Consider the following 22833-nt stretch of genomic DNA (forward strand, 5'->3'; position numbering starts at 1 on the left):
CAACCCTCCCTGTGGTTATGGGGCGGCGCATCCGCGGGGACGACGCCGAAAGTGTTGCGCGCGCATTGAACCACGCTCGCGTCGCATCCGGGCCACGAACTTCGCTAAATCTCCAGCTCCGTGCCGAACTCCACCACCTGCCTGGTCGGCACGCCGAAGAACGCGGCGGAGCGTTCGGCGTTGCGTTGAAGGAAGGCGAACACGCTTTCGCGCCAGACCCACATGCCGGGGACGTCCTCGCGCGGGATGATGGTCTCGCGGCCGACATAGTAGGTGATGTCGGAGAGGTCGATGCCGGGCAGTTTGCCTTGGCGGCAGGCCAGCGTCAGCCCGTCATAGATCGTCGGGTTCTGCATGAAGCCGTAATGCAGGATCACGCGGGTGATGCCGTGGATGATCTCGATTACCTCGGCGCGGTCTTCGTCGGTGATGTGCGGGGATTCCTCGATCACGACGGTGACGAGGACAACTCGCTCATGCAGGACGTGGTTGTGCTTGACGAACTGCGTCAGCGCGAGCGGCACGCCTTTCGGCGCAGATGCCAGGAACACCGCGGTCCCGGGCAGCCTTGCTCTGCATTTGTTGACCGCGGTTTCGATCAGGTCTTCCTCGGGCTGTCGCAGCTTGCCGCGGGCGGCCTCGACGAGCTTCACGCCGGCGCGCCAGGTCAGCATCATGAAGGCGACAAGGGCTGCCAGCAGCAGCGGAAACCAGCCGCCTTCGAACAGCTTGATTGAATTGGCCGAGAAGAAGATCACGTCGATCACGAAGAAGAAGCCGTTGACGGCAACCACGAGCCACGGCGAATAGCCCCACTGGATCGCGACCAGCGCGGCAAGCAGGGTGGTGATCGCCATCAGCAGCGACACCGCGATGCCGTAGGCGCCGGCAAGCGCTTCCGAGGTGCCGAAGCTCAGGACCGCGCCAAGCGTTGCTGCCGCCAGCAGCCAGTTCACCAGCGGCACGTAGATCTGGCCCATTGCATGGCTCGTGGTGTGGCGGATCTGCATGCGCGGCAGGAAGCCGAGCTGGATCGATTGCTGGGTCAGCGAGAACACGCCGGAGATGATCGCCTGCGAGGCGATCACGGTCGCGAGCGCCGAGAAGGCGACCAGCGGATAGTGCAGGGCGTCTGGGCAGAGCTGAAAGAAGGGATTCTCGATCATGCCGGGATCGGTGATCAGGAGCGCGGCCTGGCCGAAGTAGTTCAGCACCAGCGCGGGCAGGCAGACCGCGAACCAGGCCAGCCGGATCGGAAAGCGCCCGAAATGCCCCATGTCGGCATACATGGCCTCGCCGCCGGTCACCGCGAGGAAGGCTGCGCCGAGGATTCCGAAAGAGACGTGGAAGTCCTGGTGGATCAGGAAGTTGAAGGCATAGAGCGGGCTCAGCGCCGCAAGCACCGCGGGCGCCTTGGCGATGCCATGGATGCCGAGCGCGGCGAGCACGATGAACCAGGCCATCATCACCGGCCCGAAGATGCGGCCGATGAAGCCCGTGCCCTGCTTCTGCATCATGAACAGGCCGATCAGGATGGCGACGGTGATGGGCACGACGACCGGTGCGAGCGAGGGCGCGTCGACCTTGAGGCCTTCGATGGCTGAGAGCACCGAGATCGCCGGGGTGATCGCGCCGTCGCCGTAGAGCAAGGCGGCGCCGACCAAGCCGACCACCAGCAGATGCGCTCGCCAGGTGCCGGGTTGGGCGTGACGCGCATGGAGCAGCGCCAGCAGCGCGACGATACCACCTTCGCCGCGATTGTCCGCGCGCAGGATCAGCAGTGCGTATTTCAGCGAGATGATGAGCAGCAGCGCCCAGAGGATCAGCGAGGCAACGCCCAGGACGGCGTCGTGGCTCAGAGTGCCGCCATGGGCAGCTGCCTTGGCGGCCTCTTTCAAGGCGTAGAGCGGGCTGGTGCCGATATCGCCATAGACCACCCCGAGGGCGCCCATGGTCATGGCAATCGGCAGAGGATCAGGGTGATGGCCGGAGACGACTGCGGGCGTACTGGACAATGTCGACCCCCCCCCCCGATGGGATCGCGCCCGGCGGGCCATTCCGACGGGCGCGAGCATCAGACAGTCTGCGACGGGACGTCGCAAATATCCATGAAATTTATATCAGTAAGGTTTTCTGACGAGAAGCTGACAGGCTCGACTACGGGGTCCGGTCGGCGGTCACGAGGCGCGCCTCGCGGATATTGGCCTTGGTGCCGGCCTGGCGCAGGCAAGACGCCTCGAAGTTCGGCCAGGCCTGCTGCGAGCAGTCCCTGCCGACGGTGCGGATATCGAGGCGGTCGCTCTTGGCGAGCGGCTGCGGGACGCTTGCTTCGACGGACGGAGCGAAACCGGGAAGGACAGTGAGAGCGGCGGCAACAAACGCGGCAATAGCGACGGCCGAGATGGTCTTGATCATTGACTGTCCCCTGTGATGCGGCCGCTACGCCCAGTTGTGCGGCCCGTCATTCGTTGGGCGGATTAGTAACCATGGCCAGTTTCCGGACGTCTTCGCGGGCGCCCGAAATGGTTTCGTTCGCGCTCCGTTTTGTTTCGTGGCCGCCCTCAGGACGAAACAATTCAGGGAATTCCGACGCGGCGCCGCCGAAAAACCGGCAGGGAACCTGTCTGGCTTGCCGGGCCGCGCCGGGCGCGGTAGGACGGGGCCATGCCGCGTATCGCCTTCTACCCGGGTTCCTTCGATCCCATCACCAACGGCCATCTGGACGTGGTCCGGAACAGTGTCCCCCTGTGCGATCGGCTGGTGGTCGCGATCGGGGTCCATCCCGGCAAGAAGCCGCTGTTCTCGACCGAGGAGCGGCTCAAGATGCTCCATGACGTCTGCGGGCCGGTTGCGGCCGCAAGCGGCTGCACGCTCGAGGCAGTGACCTACGACGATCTTGCGGTCACTGCGGCACGCAGGCACGGCGCGACCATCATGATTCGGGGTCTGCGCGACGGCACCGACCTCGACTACGAGATGCAGCTCGCCGGGATGAACGGCGCCATGGCGCCCGACGTCCAAACCGTGTTCCTGCCGGCCTCTCCGGCCGTCCGCCCAATTACCGGCACGTTGGTGCGTCAAATCGCGGCTATGGGTGGAGATATCTCGACCTTCGTGCCGCCGCTCGTCGCGGCCCAGCTCAAGACAAAATTCGCCGGATAACGGCGCGTTTCCTCTCTCTTCATTTCTGATCCGGAGTTGTCATGATCCGAATTCTCGCAGTTCTTGCCGCGCTTCTGTTCGCGGTGCCGGCGGTGGCGCAGCAATTGCCGGCCAACCTCGACAAGGCCAACGCCATCGTCATCGACACCACCAAGGGCCGCATCGTCATCAAGCTGCGGAACGACATTGCGCCCCAGCATGCCGAGCGCATCAAGCAGCTCGCACGCGAGGGCTATTACAACAACGTGCCCTTCCATCGCGTCATGGACGGCTTCATGGCGCAGACCGGCGACGGCGAGAAATTCAACGGCACCGGTGGCTCGAAATATCCGAACCTGAAGCAGGAATTCTCCAAGGTTCATTTCGCCCGCGGTATCGTCGGGATGGCGCGGCGCGGCGACAGCGTCGATAGCGCCAACTCGCAGTTCTTCATCATGTTCGCTGACGGCGGCAGCCTCGATAACCAGTACACGGTGATCGGCGAGGTCGTGCAGGGCATGGACGTCGTCGACAAGCTGAAGAAGGCACCGCCCGGTTCGGCCGGCGGTGCCGTCACCGATCCCGACAAGATGGTGAAGGTCCAGGTCGCCTCCGACATCAAATAGGATGGGACCATGGCGCGCTGTGGCAATAGGCTTTTGCTGGCTGCCGCGCTGCTGCTGCTCGGCGTTTCCGGCGCGGCCGCCGGGGACGCAGAGGTCAACACTATCCAGGACATCTTCCAGCACTTGCGGACCTGCTGGAAGCCGCCGCCGCCCAACAAGGCTCGCCCTATCGACATCACCGTCGTCGTGAGCTTTAACCGGGCCGGAAACATTCTGGGCCATCCGAGGATTACCTATGAATCCGCGGAGGCCTCCGACAATGACCGGCTGCAATACCGGGTCGCGGTGATGGAGGCGCTGCAACGCTGCACGCCGATGCCATTTACCGAAGCAATGGCTGGCGCCGCCGCGGGACGTCCATTCGCGATCCAGTTCCGCAACCGCAAGACCTCACCGGACAAGACTTCACCCCCAACGCAAGAGAGACGAGCATGAGCGTCACCGAAAACACCCTGATCCTCGAGACCACGCAGGGCCCCGTCACCATCGAGATGCGGCCCGATCTCGCGCCCGGCCACGTCGCGCGCATCAAGGAACTGGTCCGCGAGGGCTTCTACGACGGCATCGTGTTCCACCGCGTGATCGATGGCTTCATGGCGCAGACCGGCTGCCCGCAGGGCACCGGCACCGGCGGCTCCGGCAAGAAGCTTAAGGCCGAGTTCAACAAGGAACCGCATGTGCGCGGCACCACCTCGATGGCCCGCGCCGCCAGCCCCGATTCCGGCGACAGCCAGTTCTTCATCTGCTTCGACGATGCCCGCTTCCTCGACAACCAGTACACGGTGTGGGGCAAGGTCACCGAGGGCATGGAGAACGTCGACAAGATCAAGCGCGGCGAGCCGGTGCAGAACCCCGACAAGATCGTCAAGGCGCGGATGGCCGCGGACAAGGAATAGGCGGCTTTGCCGGTGTCATGCCCCGCGCAGGCGGGCATCCAGTAACCACCGGCGGTGGTTACGACTACGATGGCGAGTACTGGATCGCCCGCCTGCGCGGGCGATGACAAGTTCTAGGAATGCGCACCGACCTCTTCGATTTCGACCTGCCGCCCGAGCGCATCGCGTTGCGCCCGGCGCACCCGCGCGACTCCGCGAAGATGCTGGTCGTGGAAGGCGGCGCATTGCGCGACCAGATCGTCGCCGACCTCGCTCAATGGCTGAAGCCGGGCGACCAGCTCGTCGTCAACGACACCAAGGTGATCGCGGCGCAGCTCAAAGGCCGCCGCATCGGCCGCGAGACCGAGCCGAAGATCGAGGCGACGCTGATCAAGCGCCTCGACGGCTCGCGCTGGCAGGCGCTGGTGAAGCCGGCGAAGAAGCTCACAGCCGGCGACCGCATCCGCTTCGGCAATGAGGGCAAGGTCTGCCTGCTCGGCCATCTCGACGCCGAGGTCGAGGCCAAAGGTGCGGAGGGCGAGGTGACGTTGTCGTTCTCGTTCCATGGGCCCGCGCTCGACCAGGCGATCGCTGATGTCGGCAGCCCGCCGCTGCCGCCCTATATCGCGTCCAAGCGCACGCCCGACGATCAGGACCTCGCCGATTACCAGACCATGTTCGCGGCGAACGAAGGCGCGGTCGCCGCGCCGACCGCGGGCCTGCATTTCACCCCGGCGCTGGAGCAGGCGCTGCGCGAGCGCGGTGTCGGCGTCAACCGCGTCACGCTGCATGTCGGGGCAGGGACCTTCCTGCCGGTGAAGGTGGACGACACCGAAGGCCACAAGATGCATGCCGAGTGGGGCACGATCTCGGTCGAGACGGCCGAGCGGCTCAACACCGCGCGCAAGAATGGCGGCCGCATCATCGCTGTCGGCACCACGTCATTGCGGCTGCTGGAAAGCGCAGCCAACGAGGACGGCACCATCCAGCCCTTCGCGGCCGAGACGTCGATCTTCATCACCCCCGGCTACCGCTTCCGTGCCGTCGACGTGCTGATGACGAACTTCCACCTGCCGAAGTCGACCCTGTTCATGCTGGTGTCGGCATTCTCGGGGCTGGAGACGATGCAGCAGGCATATGCGCACGCGATCGCGAGGGGCTACCGGTTCTATTCGTACGGGGATGCGTGTTTGCTGTTTCGGGCCCGCGACTGACATCGGCGCTGTAGGGTGGGCAAGCGAAGCGTGCCCACCATCTTGTTTGAATGCGCGGTAGGAGTGGTGGGCACGGCGCTTGCGCGCATTTGCCCACCCTACGCACCTTCCGTTACGCCATCACGCGCTGCGGCAGCAGCTCCGCGATCTGCACCGCATTCAGCGCTGCACCCTTCAAGAGCTGGTCCGCCGCCACGAACATCGAGATCGAATGCCCACTGGGGTCGCTGAGATCCTTGCGGATGCGGCCGACCAGGACGTCGTCCTGGCCCGAGGCATCGATCGGCATCGGGAAGTAGTTCTTCACGCGGTCGTCGACGATCTTCACGCCGGGGGCCTGCGCCATGATGGCGCGGACCTGGTCCTCGCTGATCGGCTTCTCGCATTCGAAGGTGATGGCCTCGCAATGGGCGCGCAGCACCGGCACGCGGACGCAGGTGACGCCGATCGCGATCTTCTCGTCCTCGAAGATCTTGCGGGTCTCCTTGATGACCTTGGTCTCCTCGTCGTTGTAGCCGGTCTCGGGATCGACGGCGGTGTTGTGGTTGAACAGGTTGAAGGCGTAGGGGTGCGGCATCACCTTGGGCGTATAGACCTGCCCGTTGAGATTGGCCCGGGTGGACTCGACGAGCTCGTCCATCGCGGCAGCACCGGCGCCGGAGGCCGCCTGGTAGGTCGAGATGATCACGCGCTTGATGCGGTTCTTCTGGTGGATCGGCCAGAGCGGCACCAGCGCTGTGATCGCGGCGCAGTTCGGGTTGGCGATGATGCCCTTGTGGTCGCGGATGCGGTTGGCGTTGATCTCGGGGATCACCAGCGGCACGTTCGGATCCATGCGGAAGGCGGAGGAGTTGTCGACCACGACCGCGCCGGCCTTGACCGCGATCGGCGCATACTTCTTCGAGATGCTGCCGCCGGCGGAGAACAGGGCGATGTCGACGCCCTCGAAGGCGCGCTCGGTCAGCTCCTCGATAACGACATCCTTGCCGCGGAACGATACCGTCTTGCCGGCCGAGCGGGCGCTCGCCAATGCCTTGAGCTTGCCGACGCGAAAGCCGCGCTTGTCCATGGTGGCGATGAATTCGGCGCCCACCGCACCGGTGACGCCGACAATCGCGACGACGGGATCGTTACTCACTTTGTCCTCCATTGAGTTTTAGACAACAAAAAAGCCCCGGACCATCATGGGCGGGGCTTCGGTAGAGTGGATTGCGTTCTAGTCGACGACTACAAGCGCACGCCTCCCCGGGCCCCTGAGGCCGTGGTGGTTTTGGTCGTGCGTTTGGTGGTCGTGAACATGGTGGCGACTTATGCGGGAGAGTCCTGCGCCCGTCAATGGCTTTTAGGCGAGATTGTGACCGCCGGCCAAGCCTCCATTATTTCGCCCGGGCGCCCGGCGGCTTGAGGATGACCTCCTTGAGGTTGCCGCCGCTGATGACGACGATCGCGAAATTCAGCCGGCCGCGTTCGCGCACCAGTCCGCCGCTGATCGCCTTGCCCGAGGCCGCACGTTCGGCGACATGCACGGCATCCGCAAGGCGGTGCCTGATTGCACCGAGCGCTGCGAGGTTGCTGCGGTCGTCGAGATCGAGCTCGGCGAGGGGAAGGGCGGCTTCCCCGCCGATGAGCTCGCCGGTCGCGGCGTTGATGGTGTGGCGCCAGATGCGGTCGTTGTGCAGGGTCTTCACCCGGTAGACCGGCACGCCAGAGGCTCCGTCGAAACTCACATCCGCGGTCGTGGCGCCGGCATGACGGGCTTCGGCAATCGCCATGGCCTGGCTGATCGAGATCGGCGAGCTGCGAAAGCGCTCGATCTCGCGGCTGACGGCTTGGCGTTCGGTCTCGGCGTTACCATCTGTCTCGCCATGAAGGGCGGTGGGCGTGCCACCGGCCGCGACGACCGCCTGCGCCGGCGCTCCGATCAGCAACGCCGACAGGGCGACCGCAAAAAACGTCCAGGGGTGTTGTCGTGCTGCCTTCATGCTCGAACCCTTGGCCGGCGAGTATGCCGGATGATCGTAAAGAATTCGCGGCCGACCTTGGGCCTCGGTCGGCCGCGGAGCGCCGTGGCGGGCTGTACCCGCCGCGGCGATCGAAGCGATACGGACCTCTTTTGGGGCTGGTGAAAAAAGCGGTCCGCATCGCCTTATAACTAAACCATACCGTATCGTTTTATTTTGGTCAATGAGAGGGGCGTGCTCCCCTGGGGGATAGATCGCGATCTCACGGAATTGTCAGCGGGATGAGCGTCGCCGCGGCGTGCCCTTGGGGGCGTCCTGGACGCGATCGGCAGGCCCCAGTGCACCGGCCAGGAACAGCTTGATTGCCGCGCGCATGCGTTTCTCGGCGGCCTTCAGCTCGAGCGCCGTTCCGAACGTCGCCAAACGGTGGGTGTGACCGACGACGACGTCGAGGAACACCTCTGCCGCGATCGTGGTGTCGTCGACATCGAGCGCGTCCTGCGCCACCAGATGGTCGAAGAAGCGGGCCGTGGTGGCGACGGCCTTCAGCCAGCCTTCCTCCTTGCCGAGCTTGGCGATGTCGGGGAAGTTGATGGCCTGCGACGTCATCATGCGGCTGAATGCGACGGCATCGGGCCCGCAGGTGAAGGTCAGCATCTCGCGCCCGATCTCGACCAGCCGCTGCTCGACCGAAATGTCCGAGGCGCTGGAGAGCTGGGTCTCGGCGGCTGCCGATAGCGGCGCAAGCCAGCGCGCGATTTCGCGCCTCAGCACGGCGGCAAACAGGCCGCGCTTGTCCCCGTAACGGGAATAGACGGTGGGTTTGCTGACCCGCGCCGCTTCTGCGACCGCGTCGAGCGAGGTCGCGTCGAAGCCGCGATCCAGGAACAGGCGGGTGGCAACCTCGATCAGCCGCTGATCGCGCTCGATCGCGGCGGTTTTCGTCGGCCGGCCGCCGCGCGATTTTGGCACCTCGCGCCGCGCCGCTGCCGGTCTTGTCCTGGTCGCAGTCAATCCCATGCCCAACGATTCCTGCGCGTTTCTGACGGTTGTCATTGCTCTATAACGCGCAGCAACCGGGGCGTCATCGCGAATCTGGCCGAATTGGCCGTATCGTCAACGGTCCCGGTACGACCTCGTTCCGTCACGAGGGTCTCAAGGAAGCGCGGACGTCCAGGCCTGGCCGGCCGCCGCCTTCTCGTACCCGTACTGATACAGCGCCCGCATATAGGCGGTGTCGAACTCTTCCGAAGGCGGCGCGGGATAATCGCGCGCGATGTAGGAGAGATGGAAGCCGAGGCGGTTGCGCTTGGCGAAATCATAGGTCGAGAAGATGATCGAGCGCGTCTGCGACTGGGTGATCGCCGACAGGCTGCGCGAGGCAACGTCGATTGTGCTGTTGGAGACGAGCTTGAAATTGCGTTCGATCTTCTTGTTGACGAGGATGTAGATGTCCATCTTCGCGGTGCCCGGCAGGCGGCTACCCTGGAAGAGCAGGGCTTCCGGCAGCGTCAGCACCGGCGCCGTCACGCCGCCGTCGACATGCATCTCCTGAAACCTGCGGCCCTGGCCCTCGGCATCGATCATGATCGGAGGAAATACCAGGGGAATGCTGGCGGAGGCCGCCATCACGTCGCGAAACAGCTTCAGCGCCTCCGGTGTCCCGACCGCGGCGATCTTGCCCATGTCCCAGATCGCGGTGCGCTGGGTGTCGAGATCGGTCGTCACCACCAGGAGCTTTCGGCCCTTGGCGTTCTCTCGCGCGACCTGGGTCATGATCTCCGGCCCGACATAGCGGGCGACGAGTTCGCGCAGCCGCGTGTTGCCGAACAGGCCGGATCCGAACAGCACGCGCATGATGCTGGGATCGTTCAAGAGGCTCTCGGCGATGCCGCTGGTGTAGACCTCCTTCAGCGTGTCGTCATACTGCGAGCCGAGGAACGCAAAGGGCGCGATCAGGCCGCCGGTGCTCACGCCCGAGACGACCAAGAAGGTGGGGCGGGTTCTGGCAGCGGTCCAACCGCTCAGCACGCCGACGCCATAGGCACCGTCAGCGCCGCCGCCGGATAGCGCCAGATAGGATTTCGTCGCGGTACTGGTGTCTTTGTCGAAGCTGAATTTCGTGACGGGCTCGTCGGCGTAGCGCCGGAGGCCGTCAATATCGAGCACGCGCGATGTGCTGGCTTCAGCGGCCGTATAGGGCGTGCGGGGCAGGGAGGTGCAGGCGCCGAGCGCCAGAGTGCACGTCAGGACCAGGACTCCAGTCAGGTGGGCGCCTGTCTGCCTGATCCAGCCTCGTGAGGGGCCGGAAACGTCAGTCGAATACGCAGGAAGGGGCATTGTCGGTGGCTGGCGATCACGCATCTACGGCCGCCGGCGAATTCGCCGCGGCATCTCGTCCAGCCCCGAAAGTAAAACTACACTGTATCGTTTTGTTTAACAAGAGTGGCGGGCATCGGCAACCGTGCCCAATTATGTCCCAGTCTGAGGCAAAAGCCGTCCACGGCATGGTCCGGGCGGGTTGATCGGCCACGTCCGACACGCAATAAGCACCGCCATGAATCCCGACAACGATCTTCCCAATCACTTTGAATTGCTCGCCACCGATGGAGCCGCGCGCACCGGGCGCCTGACCACACCCCATGGCGTGGTGCGGACGCCGGCCTTCATGCCGGTCGGAACCGCCGGGGCCATGAAGGGCATGCACTGGCGCGAGGTGCGCGAGGCCGGCGCCGACATCGTGCTCGGTAATACCTATCATCTGATGCTGCGTCCGGGCTCCGAGCGGATCGCCGCGCTTGGCGGCCTCCAGAAATTCACTGGCTGGAATGGCCCGATGCTGACGGATTCCGGCGGCTTCCAGGTGATGTCGCTGTCGGATCTGCGCAAGGTCACAGAGCACGCCGTCACGTTCCGCTCGCATATCGACGGTGCCAAGGTCGAGCTGTCGCCGGAGCGTTCGATCGAGGTGCAGCGCTTCCTCGGCTCCGACATCGCCATGCAGATGGACGAGTGCGTGCGGCTGCCGGCCGAGCGCGACGACATCGAACGGGCGATGCGGCTGTCGCTGCGCTGGGCCGAGCGAAGCAAGCGCGCATTCGAGAGTGCGCCCGACGGTTACATGCTGTTCGGCATCGTGCAGGGCGGCGACGTGCCGCAGCTTCGTCACGCCAGTGCCGAAGGCCTCGTCGAGATCGGCTTCCACGGCTATGCGATCGGTGGCCTTGCCGTCGGCGAGCCGCAGGCGGTGATGCTCGCGATGATCGACGAGACCGCACCGGCGCTGCCGAGAGAGCGGCCGCGCTACCTGATGGGCGTCGGTACGCCCGATGACATCCTCGAAGCGGTCAAGCGCGGCATCGACATGTTCGATTGCGTGATGCCGACGCGCAATGGCCGGCATGGCGTTGCCTTCACGCGCTTCGGCCAGGTCAATTTGCGCAACGCGCGCCACGCCGACGACCCGCGTCCGCTCGATGAAGAGAGTTCCTGGCCGTCGGCGCGCAACTACGCGCGCGCCTACCTGCATCATCTCGTCAAGGCGGGCGAGACGCTGGGGGCGATGCTGCTGTCAGAGATCAATATCGCTTACTACCAGTTCCTGATGCAGGGCATCAGGGACGCGATCGCACACGGAAGGTTCGAGGAGTTCTACCGGCGTACGCGCGAGGACTGGGCGAGGGGCGACATCGTCCCGCGCTAGATCAGTTGCACATCAACCGCTGCTTGACGGCGTGCTTGGTCACGAAGCCGTAGCCGCAAGTGTCGCAGGTCCAGAGATAGCTGATCACGTGGTCCGAGACGTAGGCGGATGCTTCGGCGGCGACCATGGAGTCGGCGCAGACGGGACAGGTGGGCAACTCGCTACAACGCGGATCGCGATGATATGCGACGGTCGACAACACTTCAGCGACTGCTGACATCGTGGTGACCTCTCTGCTTTGAGACCTAAGTCTAACATAAGCAGAATCAGTTGACGAGGTCGCAACACAAATGCGTAGGTTTTCTAATAATTACAGCTCACGCGATTTTGCGATGCAGCGTATTTAACATGTACCGCATTGTCGCTTGCGTGTCGTCTCAAGGTGTCCGTAAGTGCGCAAGAGACGCTACAGAAGCGCAAATTGTCGCCACAGGGAGTTCATCATGGACGCATCGTCCAGCACGGGTGCAGTGCACCAGCCCGGCCGCGGCCGGATCTACTCTTCGATCGTCGAGGCTTTTGGCGACACGCCGATCGTGCGCTTGCGGCGGCTGCCGGGCATGCACAGCGTGAACGCGACGATTTTGGCAAAACTTGAATATTTCAATCCCGCCGCGAGCGTGAAGGATCGCATCGGCGCGGCCATGATCATCGCGATGGAGAAGGCCGGCATCGTCAAGCCTGACACCGTGCTGATCGAGCCGACCTCCGGCAACACCGGCATCGCGCTCGCCTTCGTCGCGGCCTCGCGCGGCTACCGGCTCAAGCTGGTGATGCCGGAATCGATGTCGATCGAGCGGCGCAAGATGCTGGCCTTTCTCGGCGCAGAGCTGGTGCTGACGCCGGCGGCACAGGGCATGAAGGGCGCGATCGCGACCGCCGAGGAGCTCCTGAAGACGACGCCGAACTCGGTCATGCCGCAGCAGTTCAAGAACCTCGCCAATCCCGAGGTGCACCGTCGCACCACCGCGGAGGAGATCTGGAATGACACCGCCGGCAACATCGATTACTTCGTCGCCGGCGTCGGCACCGGCGGCACCATCACCGGCGTCGGCCAGGTGCTGAAGCCGCGTAAAGCTTCGCTACGTGTTGTTGCGGTCGAGCCGGAGGAGAGCCCGGTGTTATCGGGCGGCCAGCACACGCCGCACAAGATCCAGGGCATCGGCGCGGGCTTCGTGCCTGACATCCTCGATCGCTCCGTGATCGACGAGATCGTGAAGATCAACTCGACGACCGCGATCGAGACGTCACGGGCGCTGGCGCGGCACGAGGGCATTCCCGGCGGCATCTCCTCGGGCGCGGCGATCGCGGCGGCGCTCCAGATCGGCAAGCGGCCGGAAGCTGCGGGAAAAACCGTTCTGGCAGTGGTGCCGTCCTTCTCCGAGCGGTATCTTTCGACGGCTCTGTTTGAGGGAATCTAGGACATGGCGGATCAACCACCGAGGCGGCCGCGCACGCTTGGCGATGCGAGGACGGAGGCAGAGGCGGCGTTCAAGAAGGTGACCGCCAAGGTCGCCGCGCCGCCGCCGAAGCCGAACGTGGCGCCGGGGATCAAGGAGCAGGTCACGCTGCGCATCGATCAGGACGTGCTGGAGTTCTTCCAGGAGGGCGGCCCCGGCTGGCAGGACCGCATCAACGAAGCGCTGCGCAAGGCGGCGGGGAAGTAGGCGCCAGCTGCCAGATCGGGGGCCGAAAGCCGGCGCGCCCGCGAATTCAGAGGACCTGCGACAGAAACCGCTGCGTTCGCTCGTCCTTGGCCGCCGTAAACAATGTTTCCGGCGGCCCGTGCTCGACGATCACACCGCGATCGGTGAAGTAGACGTGGTCGGCGACTTCACGGGCGAAGTTCATTTCATGGGTGACGAGGAGGCATGTCATCCCATCCTCGGCAAGCTCCCGGATGGTGACCAGGACCTCCTTGACCGTTTCCGGATCGAGGGCGGCGGTCACTTCGTCGAACAGCATGATGTCCGGCCGCATCGCCAGCGAGCGGGCGATGGCCACGCGCTGCTGCTGTCCGCCGGAGAGTTCGCCGGGATAGGTGTCCTCCTTCCCCGCGAGCCGCACCTTGGCGAGCAGCGCCCGGGCACGCGCTTCGACCTCGGCGCGTTTCTGACCGAGAACGTGGATCGGCGCCATCATCACGTTCTGGAGCGCGGTCTTGTGCGGGAAAAGGTTGTATTGCTGAAACACCATCCCGACCTTGCGGCGAAGCGCCAGCTTGTCGAGCCTGGGATCGGAAACCTCGATGCCTTCGATCTGAATGCTGCCGGACGAGATCGGCTGGAGCGCATTGATGCAGCGGATCAGCGTGGATTTCCCTGATCCGGACGGGCCGATGATACAGATCACCTCGCCCTTCCTGACCGACAGGCTGATGCCCTTCAGAACCTCGAGAGCTCCGAACGACTTTCTGACATCGACGCATTGGACGATGGGCTGATCCGGAGTCCAGCTCGTGGCCATGCTCTGTTTCCTCAGCGTACGCGGAACCGGCGCTCGAGACGGGCGGTCCAGAGGTTGATCGGATAACAGTAGAGAAAGAAACAAAGCAGCGCGAAACCGTAGAGCGGCGCGAACAGCTCCGGCCTGCCGCCTTCGGCGGCATGCACCTGCGCCGTCAGGGTGAGCATTTCCGAAACTCCCACGATCGATGCGAGCACCGTCGACATCGCGACGATCGCATAGATGTTCATCCAGGGCGGCAGCATGCGCTTGATGCATTGTGGCAGCATGATCAGCCACATGGTCTGGCGCCGCGTGAATGACAGCGATTCCGCCGCTTCCCACTGCGTCGACGGAATGGAGCGGACGGCACCGCGCACGACTTCGGCGACATTCGCCATGACGGGCAGGGCGAAGCCCACCGTCGCCTTGATCCAGTCGGGCAAGGGGATGGTCGTCTTGAACAGGGTGACCTGGAAAGGCACCAGGAACATCACGAAGAACAGCAGCACCAGCCAGGGCGCGTTGCGGAAGAATTGCGTGACGAGCCAACTGACAGCGGCGAGCAGCCGGGACTCCGACAAAAGGGTCAGGCCCAGGCCAAGCCCGGCGATGGTCCCCAGCAACATCGCCAGCAGGGAGATCAGGATGTTGAAGGCGAACCCGCGCAGCAACAGCGGTGACCACTTCACGATAACTTGCAGCGGGGACAACATCGCGGGTCCGGCCTGCGCCCACGCGGTGGATGCGGCCATCATGGCGCAGAAACACAGGATCGCAGCGGACAGCGGGCTGATCCGAACGGACATCCGGGGCGGCGCGGGGCGATACGGCAGAAGGACGGCAAGCTTGTGCCCGGACCCGGTGGTCTTCATCGCGCATATCCGGGGATGCGCATCGCCCGTTCCCAGCGATGCATCAGCCAGACGAGGACCCCGACAAGGATGCCGTAGGTCGCGAGCAACACGACCATCATCTCGAAAACGTTCTGCGATTCCGACCAGATCTGCTTGACCGCATACAACGTTTCGGGAACGGCGATCGCGTAGGCGAGGGTGGTCGTCTTGAGCAGGTTGACGAGGTTGTTGTTCAGCGCGGGAAGGCAGACGCGAATTGCCAGCGGAAGGACGATGTGGATGTAAGCCTTGAGGCGCGTATATCCGAGCGCCTCCGCGGCTTCCAGCGTCGTCCTCGGCACCGCCTCGATGCCGGAGCGGAAGATTTCCACGTTGAAGGCGCCCGCGAACAGCGACAGCGAAATGATGGCCCACTGCACGTTGCTCAGCAGTGGCACGCGCATGCCGGCCGCCTCGACGGCCGGCAGCATGGTGCCGAGGCCGAAATAGAAAAAGAAGAGCTGGACCAGCGGGGGCGTGTTGCGGAACACCACCACGAAGGCATTGACGGGCAGCCGCAACAACATCGACGGACTTCCCTGCAGCAAGGCGCCCACCGCACCGATGATCAGGCTCAGCAGGATGGTCGTGACACTCAGAAGCAGCGTCATCTTGAGGCCACCGAAATAGCGGTCCCAATCGTACGCATCGTAGAACACGGAGAAATTCAGCCCCGTCGTCTCGTAGAGGTGCTGAAACCAGTCGCCGATTGCCTGCATGTTGCGCGACACCGAAGTCTTGAGGCGATGCCTCGTATCAGTGCATTGGTTCGACCTGTTCAGAGCGCAGGACCGTTCTGGCGCTCCGCCTCACGTGCTCATTTGTCCTTGAATTGCTCGTGCATGGAGAGAGAATATTCGGTCGGCGTAATGCCCCACTTCTTTTCCGCCGCCACGATGAAGCCGGTCTTCATCCAGTCCTTTGTCGTATCTTCGAGCAGCTTCTGAAGACTGGTGTTTTCGAGCGCGACGGCGATCATCCATGGCGATGGCAGAACGCCTTTGAGCGGGAGGTCATAATCCGTCTTCCACTCGTCCTCGAGCAGCTTGCCTTGCAGGAAGGTCTGATCGTAGACATAGCCGATGCAGTTGCCCTGCTTCATGGCGAACAGAGGCTTCTCCGAGCCGTCGAACGCAACGATTTCGGGGCCGTAGGATTTGGCGACGTCCTTGTTGTACCAGGCCCCCGACGTGGCGCAGACGGGTTTTCCCTTGAGGTCGGCCCAGTCCTTGATGCCGGACTTCTTGTTGAGGAGGATGTTCACATAGTCCGAGTAGTACAACGGTTCGATGGCTTGAACCACGCGACGGCGTTCCGGCCTGTCCGACATGGTCGCGATCAGCAGGTCAACCTTTCCCTGCTGAAGAAATTCGATTCTGTTGGAGGCCGCGACCGGAACGAGTTCGAGTTTGACTCCGAGGCGCTTGGCAATGTCTGCGGCGAGATCCGGCTCGATGCCGACCACGTTGCCCGTGGGATCGCGGAAGCCGAAGGGCTTGTAGTCAGCCTTGACGCCGACATTCAACGTGCCGCGCTGCTTGATGGCATCGACACCATCGGCGGCTTGGGCACTGCCGAGCATCAGGAGCAACGCAGCACCTGTCATCATGGAACGGACAATGTCTCTCATCGGATGACGCCTCCAGGATTGTAATCACGATGCGCGCTGCGCGCGCTTTCTCAAGATACAAGGCTCGTGCCAAACGTCACGAAAATCGAGAGATGGAGAATGGGCTGAGGTCGATCGCGCTTCGACCGTCGGTCACCATCCCGGCCACGACATTGCCGATACCTGCCGAGTGCTTGAAGCCGTGGCCCGAGCACGCCGAGACGACGCAAATCCTGTCCTGGTCGGGATGGCGGTCGATGATGAAGCCCCGATCGGGCGTCACCGTGTAGATGCAGGCGGCCGCCTGCGCGACGCGCGGTGTGGCGCCGGCGAGCCGCCCCTTGACGTGCTTCCGGTACATTTCAGCCGATTCCGCGGGATCGACGGTGCGGTCGATGGTGTCGGCCGTCGTGCTGGTCTCGTACTGCTCGGTCGCGACCTTGAGGCGATGATCGCCGGGCAGGGGCGGGAAGCCGTAGAGGTAGTCGACATCCGTCGCGCCATGCATCCAGATGAATACTGGGGCGTTGGCGCGATACGCGCTGGTATCGTCGAGCTCGTACCAATGCAGCACCTGCCGCTTCACCGTGAGCACGCGGTCAAACGGCGCGCCAAGCAGGTGGGCATTCCAGCCGCCGGCCGACACCACCACCTGGTCCGCCTCGAATGTGCCTGAGGACGTTTCCACCCGAACGGCGGAGCCTTTCTGCACGATCGAGAGAACTTCGACTCCCGTGCGTATCGTTGCTCCGAGCTGCTCCGCGCGCGTCAGTTGTGCCTTGATGCAGCGCTCCGGAAAAACGTACCCTCCGCCGGGCTCGTAATATGCCTTCTCGTTGCCCTGGAGATTCAGGAACTGCGGGAAACGATAGGCCACCTCTCGCCCGTCGATCACTTCATGAGCGATGCCGAAGTCACGCGCCGCCCCGATCGAGCGCGCGACGAAATCCGGCTTGCCGTGGTGCGACGTCTCGCCGACACCGGGCGCCATGACGACGAGGCCGCATGGGTTCAGCAGCTCGGCAGATGTCTCGGCTTCGAGCTCACGCCAGATCCGGTGGGTATCGAGCACCAGGGGCACGTAATCGCGGCCTTCACCGACCGCCTGCCGGGTGATGCGGGTTTCGCCGTGGCTGGATCCCATCGTATGGGGCGGTTCAAATCGATCGAGACCGACCGCCTTCACCCCTCGCTTGGCAAGTTGATAGAGAGCCGCGCTGCCCATGGCACCGAGGCCGATCACCAGAATATCCGCTTTCTCGCTCATGGATCGGGGGCTGCTTAATTGTTAGGACAGCGCGAATTCTGCTTTTAAATGTGGCTCTGCTACAAGGATAATTCATGGAATGAAGCGAATTTGCATATTCATATGACTTTTGCTTAAGTTGCCGACATGCAATCACCTGTTCCCGATCTGCGAAGCTTGCAGATAGTCGCTGCCGTTGCGGACTCCGGCAGCATGATGGAGGCGTCCCGCCAATTCGGGATGACGCAATCCGCGGTATCTCAGGCGGTGCGGCGTGCCGAAGCCGCGGTCGGCGTCGCCTTCTTCAACCGGAGCCGCAGGCCGCTGACGCCGACGCGGGCAGGGCGCATCCTCGCAGACCGCGTTCTCGATCTGAATCGCGACTTCGACGTGCTTCTCAGCACGCTCCGGGCTGCGGCGGAACAGTCTGCGCGTATTGATCTCAGGCTCGGGCTCGTCGATTCCTACGCGGGCACGGTCGGCGCGCATCTCGTCAAGGAGCTCATGACGGGCTCGATTGCGCTAAGCTTGTCTGCATGGTCGGGTCTTGCTCACTCCCATGCGGAGGCCCTGGTTCGTCGCATGATCGACGCGGCGATCACCTGCGATGCGATGGACGACCTGTATGATGTCGAGCGCTTCCCGTTCTACCGCGAGCCATACCTGCTCGTGGTGCCACGCGGACTGGAGGCCGAATTCGCCGATCTCGATTTGCGCGAGATTCTCGCCCGGCATCGTCTGGTCCGGCATAGCGAACGCTCGTACGTCGGGGCTCAGGTCGAGCGCCATCTGAGCCGCTTGGGCATTCGGCCGCCACGGGCTTTCGAGTTTGACACCTCGGACAGCCTGGTGGCCATGGTCGCGACCGGCATGGGCGTGGCGATCACCACGCCGCTGTGTCTGTTGCAGGGGCTTGCACACGCGCCCCAGGTCAGCGCTCTCCCGTTGCCGGGCCCTGGATTCTTTCGCGAGCTGCTTCTGGTGACCCGCCGTGGAGATCTCTCATCCTTGGCGCCGCGCATCGCCGAGATGGCCCGAATGAGCATTACGACGCAAGCGATGCCGCGCGTCCGGACGCTCGTGCCCTGGTTCACCCAGGATTATTAGCAAGAAAAAGCCCGGCGAGAGCCGGGCTTTTGTGTTTGCGATCTGGTCTCGCCTCAGCGGCGGAACATGCCGCCCATCATGCCGCCGACGACACCGCCAACGAAGGCCGCGCCGGCCGCATCGCCCGGGTTGCTGCGCTGCTGGGGAGCCGGCGCGCTGCTCGGAGCCGGAGCGCTGGCACGTCGGGCCGCCTTCTGGCTGCTATCGCTTGCGGTCGGCGGAGTGGCCACGACCTCGGAGAGCAGGGCCTTATGCTGGTGTTTATTGAGATAGCCGGACGACGGATAGCCGCGCGCGGCCTGCCAGCGCTTGATCACCGTTCGGGTCTCGTCGCTGAACGCCCCGGTCTGCTTGGTATCGAAGCCGAGCCCGGTGAGGCGGCGCTGCACGTCGCGACGTCCGTTCTTGTCGAGGCCGATCTGGTCCTCGGTGAGCTGAGTGGCCTCGTCGGTGAAAGTCGCAGGATCAACGCCGGCGTTGAGCGTACGAGTAGCGGTCGAGGGGCCGCTCTTGATCGCCGCGAGGCGCGCCAGCGCCAGCGCCTTGAACTGACCGTTGGGATAGGCGGTGAGGTAGGCGTTGAGCTCTTCCGGTTTGTTCGACTCCTTCACCGAGCGCCAGTATTCGAGCTCGACGCCATCGGAGCTGCCGGCGGTCGCCGCCGGCACGCTGCCAGCCGCCGTCGGCGCCGCGTTGGCAACCTGCGTCGTCGGTGCCTGGTTGAGATAGACCGCGCCGATCAGGTTGGTGTGGCCCCAGGGAAGCTGGCCCTTGTGGGTTTCTTCGTTGACCTGGGCGCGCACCGACGTCATCGCCTGCTGGATCTCGACGCCGGGCTTGGTGATGTTGTCGATCAGCGCGCGGGTGAACGGGCTGTTGTTGCCCTCCTGGCCGTCGAGCGCGGTCTGGCCCGGGCCGGTGGCGAACGCGATCAGCGTGCCTTCGCCCGACTTCATCTCGGCAAGACCACTCTGCACGTTGACGCTGCGGGTCGCCGAGTTCGACTTGATCTTGGCGGCGAACGGATTGTCGCGGCAAGCATCGAGGAAGACGAGCTTGACCTTGGCGTCGCCCATGGTCTGCTCGAGCGTCAGGTCGATATTGATGGCTGCCCCCAACTTGACATCCATCTCAGACTTGATGTCGGCGTCAACAGGCAGGAGGTAGTTGCTGCCGCTGACCGCGATGCCGTGGCCGGCGTAATAGAACACTGCGACATCGGAGCCTTGCGCCTTGCGGCCGAAGTCCAGGAGCTTCTCTGTCATCTGGTCGCGGGTGAGGTTGGATCCTTCGATCACCTCGAAGCCGACATTGCGCAGGGTCGCCGCCATCGCCTTGGCGTCGATCGGCGGGTTCGGCAATTGCGCGACGTTCTTGTAGGAGCCGTTGCCGACGACGAAGGCGACACGGCGGTCGGCCTTCGCGGCACTGACCGACAGTGCCACGCACATCAGCGAGGCGAGCAAGGTGAGAATGCGCATCTGAAATCCCCCAACAGAATCGAATTGCAGGCAGCAACAAATTGGCAACGAACCTACACGAAGCGCCCGACTTCGCACCACCAAAACGGCGGTACGTCGCAATCAACCCGCTGCTGTGTGGCCGAATGTGCACGATGGAATACCCCTCCAACGTGATCCAAATCACACGGCCACTTCGTTTTGTCGCGCGAGGCGGCGCGAGGTTCACTGCGCGCGGGCCGTAACCTGCGGTGCCGGCTTCAAATTCAGCAGATTGCCGCACAGGATCAGCGCCGCGCCGAGCACGGTCCAGGCGTCGAGCCGCTCCGAATACAGCAGCCAGCCGACAGTTGCCGTGAGGGGAACCCGCAAGAAGTCCATCGGCACCACGATGGTTGCGTCCGCGTAGCGGAGCGCGCTGGCCAGGCAGTAGTGCGAGAATGTGCCGCAGACCCCGATGACGAAGAGCCACCCCCAGAGGGCGGCTGACGGCCAGGTCCAGACATAGAGCGTCGGCAGCAGGCCCACGACCATCTGCACCATGATCATCCAGAACAGGATCGACAATGCGCTCTCGGTCCGGGTCAGCGATTTCGCCAATATCATGGAAATGCTGAAGCCGATCGCGGCCCCCAGCGCGATCAGCTGACCCGGATTGATCTCGCCGGTAGCGGGCCGCACGATCATGACGACGCCGATGATCCCGAGCACGATGGCCGCGATCTTCCAGGCGGTCATGCGCTCCGCGAGGAAGGTTGCGGCGAGCAGCGCGGTCCAGATCGGCATGGTGAACTCGATCGCGACGACCTGGCCGATCCCGATCAGCGTCAGTGCATAGAACCAGCCGAGCTGTGCGAAATAATGGACCCCGTTGCGTGCGAGGTGCTGGGGCAGGCGTTTGGTCGCGACCGCCTTGAAACCGCCGGTCCGGTAGATGATTGGCAGGAGCAGCGTGAACCCGATCACTGAGCGCACTTCCATGATCTGGAAGACGTTCAACTCGCGCGTGGTCTCGCGCCCGGCAACCGCCATGACCAGCATCAGCGCCAGCCAGCCGGCCATCCACAGGGCTGCCATCGTTTTGGACGGTGTCGTGTTCATCGGGGGGCGGGAGATCGAACCTGAGGGGACGGCCGGTATCAGCGACATCGTCGCCGTTTGCAACGGTCAAATCTGCGGATGCAGCGATGCAGGGCGGCGTGCTAAGGCATCATTGAACAACAAGAAAAGGGAGATCTTCGCTCATGCAAATCTTGCAGCCGGCCGAATGGAAAAAACCGCGCGGCTTCTCACATGGTGTGGTGGCAGAGGGGCCGGGTCGCTGGGTGGTGCTGGCCGGGCAGACCGGCGGTGACGAGACCGGCAATTACGCTCCCGACATGGCGGCGCAGGTTGCAACCGCGTTGAAGCGGATCATCAAGCTCCTGGGCGAAGCCGGAGCCGGCCCCGAGCACATCGTCCGCCTGACCTGGTACCTGACCAGCCGCAGCGAATACGAGGCCGCCGGCGCCGGCATCGGCGCGGCCTGGAAGGAGACGCTGGGGCGCAATTTCCCGCCCTCGACGCTGCTCTACATCGGTGGTCTCGTGGACGAGCGGGCCAAGGTCGAGATCGAGGTGACTGCGTTCGTGCCGAACGCATAAAAAAAGCCCCGGCGAGATCGCCGGGGCGTTTGTCTTGAACGGGGTCCGCCTTAGCGCGACAGCGAGATGTTGGCGCCGCGGAACTGGCTGTCCGCGCGCATCGTGACGTTCTGCTTGTTGCCGGACGTCTTCAGCGAGATGTTGGCGTTGAAGCCGGCGGTTGAGGCGACCAGTTCGTAGTTTCCGCCAGCGCCGCGGCCCTGGAGGGAGCCGCTGATGTTGCGGCTGGCCTCGGACCAGCTGCCGGCGATGGCGCTACCTTCAGCCTTGACGTTGGCGCCGAGATTGAACTTGTAGGCGTCGCTTGCGCAGGTCAGCGACATCTCCATCGTCGGTCCGATCGGGGCGTATCTCGCCCGGCACCGGATCCGCTCGGTCGAGCCGTCGTCCAGCGTGACGGTGCCTGCACCGCTCCAACTCCCCGCCAGCGAGGCGAACGGGCCGGCCTGGGCCTTGCTCTCAGAGTTGGCGATCCCCGCCGCAAACAAAACGGCGGCCGCGATCAGCAGCCGCCGGGTTAGGACGCTGGTCCCGAATTGCTTATTGGCGCGATGCTTCCCACCGCCCGCTGCACGGTATGCCTGCAGATGCTCCATTCCACTTCCCCGATCCGGCGTTGCCGCTGAGTTGACCGTTGGCATATGCACCATTGATCGAAACTTTCACAAGTCCCCCGCTGCCGATGGTGCCGGAAACGTTAGCGCCGGGCGCGGTAATCTTGCCGTCGGCAACCGTCAGCATGGAGCTTGCGGTCGGCTCGCAGGAACCGCTCTTCGTTACGATGGTAACGTGCCAGTTGCCGTCATAGGGGGTCTGGGCGAAGGCGGGAGCGGCGAGGGTGATAACCGAAACGGCACAGAATGCCGCAATGCGACCAAAACGCATGAATTCCGTCCTTGAATCTGTC

Annotated in this window: 26 protein-coding genes; 10 read left to right on the plus strand and 16 right to left on the minus strand. The window is 63.9% G+C overall.

Annotation, left to right across the window (positions count from 1 at the left end; genetic code table 11):
- Positions 1-104 precede the first annotated feature (104 nt).
- Positions 105-1958: a potassium transporter Kup gene (locus JQ627_RS07895; protein ID WP_212484084.1), complete on the minus strand. Its 1854-nt coding sequence runs from the start codon at positions 1956-1958 to the stop codon at positions 105-107.
- Positions 1959-2157: 199 nt separating this feature from the next.
- A complete protein-coding gene (locus JQ627_RS07900) occupies positions 2158-2415 on the minus strand; it encodes a hypothetical protein (protein WP_212483639.1) in 258 nt (85 codons plus the stop codon).
- Positions 2416-2664: 249 nt separating this feature from the next.
- Here JQ627_RS07900 and coaD point away from each other — a divergent pair, with 249 nt between their 5' ends.
- The 5 genes from coaD to queA all read left to right on the plus strand — a co-directional run bounded on the left by coaD (position 2665) and on the right by queA (position 5856).
- Positions 2665-3162, plus strand: a complete 498-nt coding sequence (gene coaD / locus JQ627_RS07905) for a pantetheine-phosphate adenylyltransferase (protein WP_212483640.1) — start codon at positions 2665-2667, stop codon at positions 3160-3162.
- 41 nt (positions 3163-3203) lie between these two features.
- Positions 3204-3767 (plus strand): peptidylprolyl isomerase, encoded by a 564-nt coding sequence (locus tag JQ627_RS07910; RefSeq protein WP_212483641.1) that lies wholly within the window; start codon positions 3204-3206, stop codon positions 3765-3767.
- Between the two features lie 9 nt (positions 3768-3776).
- Positions 3777-4202, plus strand: coding sequence for a hypothetical protein (locus JQ627_RS07915; protein WP_212483642.1), 426 nt, complete (start codon positions 3777-3779; stop codon positions 4200-4202).
- Positions 4199-4663, plus strand: a complete 465-nt coding sequence (locus tag JQ627_RS07920) for a peptidylprolyl isomerase (RefSeq protein ID WP_212483643.1) — start codon at positions 4199-4201, stop codon at positions 4661-4663. Before JQ627_RS07915 ends, JQ627_RS07920 begins: the two co-directional genes overlap by 4 nt.
- Positions 4664-4782: 119 nt before the next feature.
- Positions 4783-5856 carry a tRNA preQ1(34) S-adenosylmethionine ribosyltransferase-isomerase QueA gene (queA, locus tag JQ627_RS07925; RefSeq protein WP_212483644.1) on the plus strand — a complete coding sequence of 358 codons (1074 nt, stop codon included), beginning with the start codon at positions 4783-4785 and terminating at the stop codon, positions 5854-5856.
- Between the two features lie 112 nt (positions 5857-5968).
- Here the strand turns inward: queA and JQ627_RS07930 are convergent, their stop codons facing one another.
- From JQ627_RS07930 to JQ627_RS07945, 4 genes are all read right to left on the minus strand, one after another.
- Positions 5969-7006, minus strand: coding sequence for an aspartate-semialdehyde dehydrogenase (locus JQ627_RS07930; protein WP_212483645.1), 1038 nt, complete (start codon positions 7004-7006; stop codon positions 5969-5971).
- Positions 7007-7232: 226 nt separating this feature from the next.
- Positions 7233-7838: a PepSY domain-containing protein gene (locus JQ627_RS07935; protein ID WP_212483646.1), complete on the minus strand. Its 606-nt coding sequence runs from the start codon at positions 7836-7838 to the stop codon at positions 7233-7235.
- 252 nt (positions 7839-8090) lie between these two features.
- Positions 8091-8837 carry a TetR/AcrR family transcriptional regulator gene (locus JQ627_RS07940; protein WP_212483647.1) on the minus strand — a complete coding sequence of 249 codons (747 nt, stop codon included), beginning with the start codon at positions 8835-8837 and terminating at the stop codon, positions 8091-8093.
- A 135-nt stretch (positions 8838-8972) separates the two neighbouring features.
- Positions 8973-10181 carry a patatin-like phospholipase family protein gene (locus JQ627_RS07945; protein ID WP_212483648.1) on the minus strand — a complete coding sequence of 403 codons (1209 nt, stop codon included), beginning with the start codon at positions 10179-10181 and terminating at the stop codon, positions 8973-8975.
- A gap of 193 nt (positions 10182-10374) precedes the next feature.
- Here JQ627_RS07945 and tgt point away from each other — a divergent pair, with 193 nt between their 5' ends.
- Positions 10375-11520 carry a tRNA guanosine(34) transglycosylase Tgt gene (gene tgt, locus JQ627_RS07950; RefSeq protein ID WP_212483649.1) on the plus strand — a complete coding sequence of 382 codons (1146 nt, stop codon included), beginning with the start codon at positions 10375-10377 and terminating at the stop codon, positions 11518-11520.
- 1 nt (position 11521) lies between these two features.
- Here tgt and JQ627_RS07955 read toward each other — a convergent pair whose 3' ends face one another.
- Positions 11522-11740, minus strand: coding sequence for a hypothetical protein (locus tag JQ627_RS07955; RefSeq protein WP_212483650.1), 219 nt, complete (start codon positions 11738-11740; stop codon positions 11522-11524).
- A gap of 223 nt (positions 11741-11963) precedes the next feature.
- On the opposite strand from JQ627_RS07955, the gene cysK reads away from it, so the two are divergent.
- Positions 11964-12941 (plus strand): cysteine synthase A, encoded by a 978-nt coding sequence (gene cysK / locus JQ627_RS07960; RefSeq protein ID WP_212483651.1) that lies wholly within the window; start codon positions 11964-11966, stop codon positions 12939-12941.
- 3 nt (positions 12942-12944) lie between these two features.
- Positions 12945-13187, plus strand: coding sequence for a BrnA antitoxin family protein (locus tag JQ627_RS07965; RefSeq protein WP_212483652.1), 243 nt, complete (start codon positions 12945-12947; stop codon positions 13185-13187).
- A gap of 46 nt (positions 13188-13233) precedes the next feature.
- Here JQ627_RS07965 and JQ627_RS07970 read toward each other — a convergent pair whose 3' ends face one another.
- The 5 genes from JQ627_RS07970 to solA form a co-directional block, all read right to left on the minus strand.
- On the minus strand, positions 13234-13986 hold the full coding sequence (locus JQ627_RS07970; RefSeq protein WP_249142944.1) for an amino acid ABC transporter ATP-binding protein: 753 nt from the start codon (positions 13984-13986) through the stop codon (positions 13234-13236).
- A gap of 11 nt (positions 13987-13997) precedes the next feature.
- The gene (locus JQ627_RS07975) at positions 13998-14840 is read right to left on the minus strand and encodes an amino acid ABC transporter permease (RefSeq protein ID WP_212483653.1); all 843 of its coding nucleotides are present in this window, start codon (positions 14838-14840) and stop codon (positions 13998-14000) included.
- Positions 14837-15580 (minus strand): amino acid ABC transporter permease, encoded by a 744-nt coding sequence (locus JQ627_RS07980; RefSeq protein ID WP_212483654.1) that lies wholly within the window; start codon positions 15578-15580, stop codon positions 14837-14839. The genes JQ627_RS07975 and JQ627_RS07980 overlap by 4 nt, the downstream gene beginning before the upstream one ends.
- A gap of 98 nt (positions 15581-15678) precedes the next feature.
- Complete coding sequence (locus JQ627_RS07985) at positions 15679-16491, minus strand: transporter substrate-binding domain-containing protein (protein ID WP_212483655.1); 813 nt, start codon at positions 16489-16491, stop codon at positions 15679-15681.
- Between the two features lie 76 nt (positions 16492-16567).
- Positions 16568-17737, minus strand: a complete 1170-nt coding sequence (gene solA, locus JQ627_RS07990) for an N-methyl-L-tryptophan oxidase (RefSeq protein ID WP_212483656.1) — start codon at positions 17735-17737, stop codon at positions 16568-16570.
- Positions 17738-17863: 126 nt separating this feature from the next.
- Here solA and JQ627_RS07995 point away from each other — a divergent pair, with 126 nt between their 5' ends.
- Complete coding sequence (locus tag JQ627_RS07995; protein WP_212483657.1) at positions 17864-18823, plus strand: LysR family transcriptional regulator; 960 nt, start codon at positions 17864-17866, stop codon at positions 18821-18823.
- Between the two features lie 53 nt (positions 18824-18876).
- Here JQ627_RS07995 and JQ627_RS08000 read toward each other — a convergent pair whose 3' ends face one another.
- Positions 18877-20304, minus strand: a complete 1428-nt coding sequence (locus JQ627_RS08000) for a caspase family protein (protein ID WP_212483658.1) — start codon at positions 20302-20304, stop codon at positions 18877-18879.
- Between the two features lie 204 nt (positions 20305-20508).
- Complete coding sequence (locus JQ627_RS08005) at positions 20509-21384, minus strand: DMT family transporter (RefSeq protein ID WP_212483659.1); 876 nt, start codon at positions 21382-21384, stop codon at positions 20509-20511.
- A gap of 143 nt (positions 21385-21527) precedes the next feature.
- Here JQ627_RS08005 and JQ627_RS08010 point away from each other — a divergent pair, with 143 nt between their 5' ends.
- Positions 21528-21926 carry a RidA family protein gene (locus JQ627_RS08010; RefSeq protein WP_038955466.1) on the plus strand — a complete coding sequence of 133 codons (399 nt, stop codon included), beginning with the start codon at positions 21528-21530 and terminating at the stop codon, positions 21924-21926.
- A 50-nt stretch (positions 21927-21976) separates the two neighbouring features.
- Here the strand turns inward: JQ627_RS08010 and JQ627_RS08015 are convergent, their stop codons facing one another.
- Both JQ627_RS08015 and JQ627_RS08020 read right to left on the minus strand, forming a co-directional pair.
- Entirely contained in the window at positions 21977-22522 is a 546-nt protein-coding gene (locus JQ627_RS08015; protein WP_212483660.1) for a hypothetical protein, read from the minus strand.
- Complete coding sequence (locus JQ627_RS08020) at positions 22467-22811, minus strand: hypothetical protein (RefSeq protein WP_212483661.1); 345 nt, start codon at positions 22809-22811, stop codon at positions 22467-22469. Before JQ627_RS08020 ends, JQ627_RS08015 begins: the two co-directional genes overlap by 56 nt.
- Positions 22812-22833: the final 22 nt, after the last annotated feature.

This window comes from Bradyrhizobium liaoningense, assembly GCF_018130785.1.
Lineage (GTDB): Bacteria > Pseudomonadota > Alphaproteobacteria > Rhizobiales > Xanthobacteraceae > Bradyrhizobium > Bradyrhizobium liaoningense_A.

Coding starts and splice junctions, on each gene's coding strand:
- JQ627_RS07985 (WP_212483655.1), bottom strand. CDS start 16,491: ATGAGAGACATTGTCCGTTCCATGATGACAGGTGCTGCGTTGCTCCTG.
- coaD (WP_212483640.1), top strand. CDS start 2,665: ATGCCGCGTATCGCCTTCTACCCGGGTTCCTTCGATCCCATCACCAAC.
- JQ627_RS08015 (WP_212483660.1), bottom strand. CDS start 22,522: ATGGAGCATCTGCAGGCATACCGTGCAGCGGGCGGTGGGAAGCATCGC.
- JQ627_RS08005 (WP_212483659.1), bottom strand. CDS start 21,384: ATGAACACGACACCGTCCAAAACGATGGCAGCCCTGTGGATGGCCGGC.
- JQ627_RS07900 (WP_212483639.1), bottom strand. CDS start 2,415: ATGATCAAGACCATCTCGGCCGTCGCTATTGCCGCGTTTGTTGCCGCC.
- JQ627_RS07920 (WP_212483643.1), top strand. CDS start 4,199: ATGAGCGTCACCGAAAACACCCTGATCCTCGAGACCACGCAGGGCCCC.
- JQ627_RS07915 (WP_212483642.1), top strand. CDS start 3,777: ATGGCGCGCTGTGGCAATAGGCTTTTGCTGGCTGCCGCGCTGCTGCTG.
- JQ627_RS07980 (WP_212483654.1), bottom strand. CDS start 15,580: ATGCAGGCAATCGGCGACTGGTTTCAGCACCTCTACGAGACGACGGGG.
- tgt (WP_212483649.1), top strand. CDS start 10,375: ATGAATCCCGACAACGATCTTCCCAATCACTTTGAATTGCTCGCCACC.
- solA (WP_212483656.1), bottom strand. CDS start 17,737: ATGAGCGAGAAAGCGGATATTCTGGTGATCGGCCTCGGTGCCATGGGC.
- JQ627_RS07910 (WP_212483641.1), top strand. CDS start 3,204: ATGATCCGAATTCTCGCAGTTCTTGCCGCGCTTCTGTTCGCGGTGCCG.
- JQ627_RS07975 (WP_212483653.1), bottom strand. CDS start 14,840: ATGAAGACCACCGGGTCCGGGCACAAGCTTGCCGTCCTTCTGCCGTAT.
- JQ627_RS07995 (WP_212483657.1), top strand. CDS start 17,864: ATGCAATCACCTGTTCCCGATCTGCGAAGCTTGCAGATAGTCGCTGCC.
- JQ627_RS07945 (WP_212483648.1), bottom strand. CDS start 10,181: ATGCGTGATCGCCAGCCACCGACAATGCCCCTTCCTGCGTATTCGACT.
- cysK (WP_212483651.1), top strand. CDS start 11,964: ATGGACGCATCGTCCAGCACGGGTGCAGTGCACCAGCCCGGCCGCGGC.
- JQ627_RS07970 (WP_249142944.1), bottom strand. CDS start 13,986: ATGGCCACGAGCTGGACTCCGGATCAGCCCATCGTCCAATGCGTCGAT.
- JQ627_RS07940 (WP_212483647.1), bottom strand. CDS start 8,837: ATGGGATTGACTGCGACCAGGACAAGACCGGCAGCGGCGCGGCGCGAG.
- JQ627_RS07955 (WP_212483650.1), bottom strand. CDS start 11,740: ATGTCAGCAGTCGCTGAAGTGTTGTCGACCGTCGCATATCATCGCGAT.
- JQ627_RS08000 (WP_212483658.1), bottom strand. CDS start 20,304: ATGCGCATTCTCACCTTGCTCGCCTCGCTGATGTGCGTGGCACTGTCG.
- JQ627_RS08010 (WP_038955466.1), top strand. CDS start 21,528: ATGCAAATCTTGCAGCCGGCCGAATGGAAAAAACCGCGCGGCTTCTCA.
- JQ627_RS07895 (WP_212484084.1), bottom strand. CDS start 1,958: ATGACCATGGGCGCCCTCGGGGTGGTCTATGGCGATATCGGCACCAGC.
- JQ627_RS07935 (WP_212483646.1), bottom strand. CDS start 7,838: ATGAAGGCAGCACGACAACACCCCTGGACGTTTTTTGCGGTCGCCCTG.
- queA (WP_212483644.1), top strand. CDS start 4,783: ATGCGCACCGACCTCTTCGATTTCGACCTGCCGCCCGAGCGCATCGCG.
- JQ627_RS08020 (WP_212483661.1), bottom strand. CDS start 22,811: ATGCGTTTTGGTCGCATTGCGGCATTCTGTGCCGTTTCGGTTATCACC.
- JQ627_RS07965 (WP_212483652.1), top strand. CDS start 12,945: ATGGCGGATCAACCACCGAGGCGGCCGCGCACGCTTGGCGATGCGAGG.
- JQ627_RS07930 (WP_212483645.1), bottom strand. CDS start 7,006: ATGGAGGACAAAGTGAGTAACGATCCCGTCGTCGCGATTGTCGGCGTC.